Genomic DNA, 6080 nt, shown 5'->3' with positions numbered 1-6080 from the left:
CAAATGATGTGGTACGCATGAATAGTTTCCTGAGATGATTATATTACTTTTTAAGTTATAGCAAAAAGCGCCGCTTCGTGTTGTGGCAAAAAAAGTGTTGGTGAAAATAAATTTTTCAGCCCCTTTTCAGACGACATAGTCAATGCCGAAAAAGGGGCTAAGTCAATCATCAGTAGTTAAATTTCAGTAAGTTAAGCTGCTAAAAAACTTCGACTACTGTGATTAATTTCACATCCCTTCGATAAAAAATATGCTTACCGAAAAGAAGAACAGTAAATCATCTCAGCGTGGGGAATTTTCACGCGCCTTATTCTTAGCGGGTCATTTTTTACGTGCCAGCATCGTGGCGAAACGCAGTTTAATACGATTACCGTTGGCGTCGGTGCGGTGCAGCTCGCCGACGTCTTCATTGTATTTCACCCTCTCCCAGCCTTCGTAATATCGACGTAATTCTCCCTCTTTGAAGGCAAACGGGAAGCCGACGGTACATGGATAATCAGCGGTATCCATCGCCGCCACAATCAGGTTGTAACCACCAGGTTTAGTGCAACGTTGCATATTGGCAATCAACCCGGGGATGGTTTTAGCCTCAAGGAACATCAGCACCACAGTCGAAAGAATAAAATCGTACTGTCCATCAAATGTGAGGTTATTCAGATCAACGACCCGGGTGTGTAAATTATCCAGATTTTCAATGGATTTAATGCGCTCGACGTTGGCGATACTCATGGCATTTTTATCCCATGCGTCAACATCATAACCATTGGCTGCCAGGTAAAGACTGTTACGACCATTGCCACAGCCCAGATCCAGCGTTTTACCCGGTTTAACCACTTTCACCGCTTCCAGTACTTCAGAGTGTGTGCGGGTTAATTCATATTTATCAGTAAAATAGTTTTCGTCACGAATGATCATTCTTTGTCCTCTGCTTTCATTAAAACGGCGCGCTCGGTTCTGACTAACAATTTTCCCTGCATCAGAAGCGCGAAAGTACGGATGAGCAGTATTGCAATAATAAAATTGGTAAAGATAAACAGCGGCACCGCCAGCGTATGGAAAAATCCATTATCGCTGCCACTCCCCAGATGCAAACCGGTGGTTGCCAGTGCAGATACGCCGAACGAGAAACTCCAGAATGAAGCATTAAATGGCTGGGAGAGATACCATGGCATCAGACGTAGCATAAACAGCAGTTGCAGCAGTCCATAACCAAAAAGCATTTTCGCCAGCGTATCACCCTCGCCGCCGTTGACGCTCAACCAGGCACTACAGGCCACCAGCGCAGGAGCGAGCTGAATGCCGAGTGATGTCCGCAGTGCCGTGGGTAATTCTCCCGAACTGCGCAGACGCTGCAAGATCACAGGTTCAAGGCTTAGCCATGAGAAAACGCCTGCGCCTAAAAACACCAGACCGGCGTCGGTGTAGCCCAACGCACCACAGGCCATTGCGCTGATAAAGTTGTTGGCAACTGTCGGCAGATACAGTCCAGGCGTGGTAGCTTCTTCAGGGTGAGATCCGCGCCATAATCCCGCAGTTTGCCAGGCGGCATAAGCCAACTGAACCACGACACCAAAACTGAACAGGCACACCGCCAGTGGGCGAAACCACGGAACAAAACCAATCGCCACCAGCATCGTCGTTGCCGGAAACAAACTCACAAAACTGCTCAGCACTGGATGGCGCACTTCTGCCAGCACGCTATGCGGAAAGCGTATAAGTCGGGTAATAAATGCGCTAGTTAACAATCCCCAGATGATCATCGCCAGAATCACCAGCCCATCCCCTAACCAGTGGCTGACCTGCCAAACCTGGCTGGCATAGCGCCAGGCAAATCCCATCCCTATCGTCCCCAACACAATACCAAAGTAGCCTGCCGGCAAATTGAGCACTTTATCGCTCTGCATCTTCTTACTCATTTTGTTTAATTTATAAAGTATATTTGAAATGCATTTTATGGAATTTTCTCGAGCATAGCCAGAGCCGCAGAATTTGCTACGGTTATAGTAAGTCACCTGTGGGAAAACGCTATGCGCAAATATCGTCTAAGTGAAGAACAGCGAGCCTTTAGTTATCAGGAAGATGGCACTAAAAAAAATGTGTTATTACGGCAGATTATCGCCATTAGCGATTTTAACGATGTGATAGCAGGAACCGCTGGCGGCTGGATCGATCGCGAAACGGTGTTAGCACAGGAAGGAAATTGCTGGATTTACGACCAGAACGCTATTGCGTTCGGCGGAGCGGTGATTTCCGGTAATACGCGCATCACCGGCACCAGCGTGCTGTGGGGAGAGGTTTACGCAACGGATAATGTCTGGATCGATAATAGTGAAATCAGCCAGGGTGCATATATAAGTGACAGCGTCACCATTCATGACTCACTGGTTTGCGGGCAATGTAGAATATTTGGTCACGCCTTAATTAATCAACATTCTATGATCGTCGCCGCACAAGGCTTAACGCCCGACCATCAACTCCTGCTCCAAATTTATGATCGCGCAAGGGTTAGCGCCTCGCGTATTGTCCACCAGGCACAAATTTATGGCGATGCCGTCATCCGGTATGCTTTTATTGAACATCGTGCCGAAGTTTTTGATTTTGCCAGTATTGAAGGTAATGAAGAGAACAACGTCTGGCTATGCGATTGCGCTAAAGTCTACGGTCACGCGCAGGTGAAAGCTGGCATAGAAGAAGATGCCATTCCAACGATTCATTACAGTTCGCAGGTGGCGGAATATGCCATTGTGGAAGGTAATTGTGTGTTAAAACATCATGTCTTGATTGGCGGAAATGCCGTGGTACGTGGTGGACCGATTCTGCTCGACGAGCACGTTGTAATACAAGGTGAGAGCCGTATTACAGGTGCGGTGATAATTGAAAACCATGTGGAGTTAACCGACCACGCCGTCGTTGAAGCCTTTGATGGCGACACGGTTCATGTCCGTGGTCCAAAAGTCATTAACGGCGAGGAGCGCATTACGCGAACGCCGCTGGCAGGGTTATTATGAATCGATAATACGCGCGTATAAGTTCACATCATCATAGGCATCATTCAGGAACTCAGCCTGTTTCAGGCAACCTTCAAGGATAAAACCATTGCGCAAAGCGACCTGGTTGCTTTGCGGATTGTCCACCCGACATTTGATCACGAAGCGTCTAAGTTCACCAGACTGGGCGTAATGATGAATCAATGCCTGCAGCGCCTGAGAAATGATCCCCTGCCCCTGATGAGATTCGTCCAGCCAGTAGCCTATTTCAGCGGTTTTATTCAGTGGTTCAATACGATTAAACGAGATAACGCCGATAAGTTCATCTTCTTTGAAAATCATGAACATTTTGGCATAGCCGCGTTGATGCAACATCACATTACCCTGCACCGTTTTTCGCGTGTCCTCTTCACTCTGAACGAACTGCGGCCAGTTTAGCGACTGCTGTAACCAGGTTTTATTTTTACAGATTAACTGATAAAGAGGAGTGACGTGATTTTCTGCAACAGCATGTAATTCAAGTGATTCGCTTACTTTTATCGTTTCAGTCATCTTATCTCCAGTCAATCCATGCAGTTGTTAAAAAAGCCGCCTGGCTGGCGGCTTAGGAAAGTTTATACCTCTTTGACGCTCTCCTGCTGCAGGATTTTGAGCATCTCATCTTTTAACTGTAGCTTTTGTTTTTTCATGCGGACCACTTCCGCATTGTACCCTCGACCGTCGGAACCTTCCTTTCTGGCAATTTCATGATCAAGTTTATTGTGTTTATCGAACAAGGACATAAAGCGAGGATTTTCGTTTTTCAGACGGGATATTAAATCTCGATATTCTGGAAACATACGCACTCCCTGTTAGTGGCTGACAAGGTGTATCTGAAATACACACCATCAGATTACTCATTTAACTTAGGGAAAAATGCGAGCGGGATCGTGTTTAACCAGACGGCACCTCCCGAAGAAGGTGCCGAAGAAAAAACGATTAACTCATCACGCGGTCGTCAACATACTGACGTTTATCCGGCGCTGGCGGGAAATACTGATACAGCCATGTTTCACTGATAGCGTCGCCCTGACAACGCAGATACATCCGCATATCGACCGGATCAGTGGAGTCCGAAGTCGGATACCAGTCAAACTGAATACGATAACCATCAATGGGTTCAATATAGAGAATTTCGATTTGCTTCGCTTCCCCACTGGAAAGCGTAATCACCGGCTCAATGCCTTTTGGTGCGGCAGCTTTCAGATCACCACCAACGAAATCGACGGCAAAACGACGCGCCCATTTTTCGGGATAGTGTTCACCTGGTGCCCAACCTTCCGGGAAACCGCCCATGCCGGTACGCGTCGCCATAACGCGCGCTAATGGGCAATGAACAGGCGGTTGCGCACTCCAGTACAGACGATACTGGAATGCAAACTCATCACCCGCCTTTACAGCTTTTTCTGGCTGCCAGAAGCAGACAATGTTATCCAGCGTTTCGCCCGTTGTTGGGATTTCCATCAGGCCGATGGTGCCCTTACCCCACTTGTTACGCGGTTCCACCCACAGACTTGGGCGTTTGTTATACCAGCCCATAATGTCCTGATAATGGGAGAAATCACGATCCAGTTGCAATAAACCAAACCCTTTCGGGTTGTTGTCAGTGTAAGCATTGAACTGCAATTTTTGCGGATTATTCAGCGGACGGCAAATCCACTCGCCGTTGCCCCGCCACATGGACAGACGATCAGAGTCATGAATTTGCGGATGAATGGTGTCGCACATCCGACGTTCATTAGTACCGCAGCTGAACATACTGGTCATCGGCGCAATGCCCAGCTGTTTAATGTCTTTGCGCGCATACAGGTGATTTTCCACATCCATAATCACCTGACTTTTCTCACAATGGATAGTGAACTTATAGGCACCAGTAATGCTGGCGCTATCGAGCAACGCATAAACGGTAAAGGTAGTTGCCCCCGGTTTTACCGTATCAAACCAGAAGGCGGTAAAGTCGGGGAACTCTTCTTTACTGTCGGTGTAAGTGTCAATCGCCAGGCCGCGGGCCGACAAACCGTATTGATATGTGTCATCAACGGCGCGGAAATAACTCGCTCCGAGGAATGATACTACATCACGGCGCGCCAGTTCGGGGGCTTTAAACACGCGAAAACCGGCAAAGCCGAGATCGCTTTGCCCTTCTAATTGTTTGGTATCAACACCTGCATCGTTGTATTTGAACAACTCCGGGCGAAAGTGAATTTCACGCGCCAGATGTGTTGCTGGATCTACAGAAAACATACGAACGCGGCGACGGAATCCCATTCCCATATGGAAGAACTGAGCGTCCAGTTGACGGTTCTCAACGTTATGCCAGAGCGATTTTTCGGCGTCGTATTGAATACTGTTATAAGCCTGCGGCGTCATTGTCGCCAGCGTGTCAGGTAACGGACGAGGCGCACCACGCCACGCTGTTTGCGCTAAGTCGTGCGCCATTGACTGTAGAATGGAGAAGTCAAAACGCTGGGTTTGCCCGTCGGCAATATCAGAATCTGCCGCGAATGCCGCCTGAGAAAAAAGAGAAGCAATGCCGCTGGTACCGCACACGGCGGCCATAGCCATTGAACCTTTAATAAATCGTCTACGATCCATACCTGAAAGTGAGTCCTTCTGGTGTTGTGAATGGTCCCGCGCTGGTCGTTTTCAGCGGCAAGAAAGTGCTTATTTATGACCGCTCACTCTAGACAATATTTATTAATAATCCAATTGTTGAACTCAGAGAATATGCATAAATCGGCAATTTTTTTATGTCGATGGGATGAGCCTGATTCGTTTGTAAAATCAGGCAAATTTTTGCAAAGGCGGATGGTCAGAATTTAAAGCAAACCACAGCGACGTTTACTGCGTTCTTCCGCTTCCTGATAAAGCTGGAACTCATCCAAAACCGGACAACCCAACGCCTGCTCAAATGCCTCGCGACTGGCATTACCGTGATTGCGTGCCTGCGTTTCATTACCCAGATTTGACTGGAAGATCCCCGCCGCGCTAACGGGCAAGAAATCTTCATAGGTAATGGGTTGCGCCGCGACCCAACCACGTTCAATTAAGGGC

Annotated in this window: 7 protein-coding genes; 1 reads left to right on the top strand and 6 read right to left on the bottom strand. The window is 47.9% G+C overall.

The genetic code is table 11. The features are described 5' to 3' along the window. Window positions 1–321 precede the first annotated feature (321 nt). Both tehB and tehA read right to left on the bottom strand, forming a co-directional pair. Window positions 322–915, bottom strand: a complete 594-nt coding sequence (tehB, locus tag QZF50_RS22155) for a tellurite resistance methyltransferase TehB (RefSeq protein ID WP_000586720.1) — start codon at window positions 913–915, stop codon at window positions 322–324. Continuing rightward, entirely contained in the window at window positions 912–1904 is a 993-nt protein-coding gene (gene tehA, locus QZF50_RS22150) for a dicarboxylate transporter/tellurite-resistance protein TehA (RefSeq protein ID WP_001296725.1), read from the bottom strand. The genes tehB and tehA overlap by 4 nt, the downstream gene beginning before the upstream one ends. Window positions 1905–2027: 123 nt before the next feature. On the opposite strand from tehA, the gene ydcK reads away from it, so the two are divergent. Further along, on the top strand, window positions 2028–3008 hold the full coding sequence (gene ydcK, locus QZF50_RS22145) for a YdcK family protein (RefSeq protein WP_001234037.1): 981 nt from the start codon (window positions 2028–2030) through the stop codon (window positions 3006–3008). Here ydcK and rimL read toward each other — a convergent pair. The 4 genes from rimL to QZF50_RS22125 all read right to left on the bottom strand — a co-directional run. Further along, entirely contained in the window at window positions 3003–3539 is a 537-nt protein-coding gene (rimL, locus tag QZF50_RS22140) for a 50S ribosomal protein L7/L12-serine acetyltransferase (protein WP_000140877.1), read from the bottom strand. The two genes, ydcK and rimL, sit on opposite strands and share 6 nt — an antisense overlap. Window positions 3540–3601: 62 nt before the next feature. Then, complete coding sequence (locus tag QZF50_RS22135) at window positions 3602–3826, bottom strand: YdcH family protein (protein WP_001296778.1); 225 nt, start codon at window positions 3824–3826, stop codon at window positions 3602–3604. 139 nt (window positions 3827–3965) lie between these two features. Then, the gene (opgD, locus tag QZF50_RS22130) at window positions 3966–5621 is read right to left on the bottom strand and encodes a glucan biosynthesis protein OpgD (RefSeq protein WP_000375956.1); all 1656 of its coding nucleotides are present in this window, start codon (window positions 5619–5621) and stop codon (window positions 3966–3968) included. 224 nt (window positions 5622–5845) lie between these two features. After that, window positions 5846–6080 (bottom strand): DUF1338 family protein (locus tag QZF50_RS22125; RefSeq protein ID WP_356947820.1); only part of this gene is annotated, 235 nt, incomplete at its 5' end.

Source organism: uncultured Escherichia sp. (genome assembly GCF_948475835.1).
Taxonomy (GTDB): Bacteria; Pseudomonadota; Gammaproteobacteria; order Enterobacterales; family Enterobacteriaceae; genus ECMA0423.
This window is presented reverse-complemented; position numbering and strand designations above follow the sequence as displayed.

What these genes read in the sequence shown, in the direction of transcription:
- QZF50_RS22135 (WP_001296778.1), bottom strand. Translation starts at nt 3,826, where the DNA reads ATGTTTCCAGAATATCGAGATTTAATATCCCGTCTGAAAAACGAAAAT.
- rimL (WP_000140877.1), bottom strand. Translation starts at nt 3,539, where the DNA reads ATGACTGAAACGATAAAAGTAAGCGAATCACTTGAATTACATGCTGTT.
- tehB (WP_000586720.1), bottom strand. Translation starts at nt 915, where the DNA reads ATGATCATTCGTGACGAAAACTATTTTACTGATAAATATGAATTAACC.
- ydcK (WP_001234037.1), top strand. Translation starts at nt 2,028, where the DNA reads ATGCGCAAATATCGTCTAAGTGAAGAACAGCGAGCCTTTAGTTATCAG.
- opgD (WP_000375956.1), bottom strand. Translation starts at nt 5,621, where the DNA reads ATGGATCGTAGACGATTTATTAAAGGTTCAATGGCTATGGCCGCCGTG.
- tehA (WP_001296725.1), bottom strand. Translation starts at nt 1,904, where the DNA reads ATGCAGAGCGATAAAGTGCTCAATTTGCCGGCAGGCTACTTTGGTATT.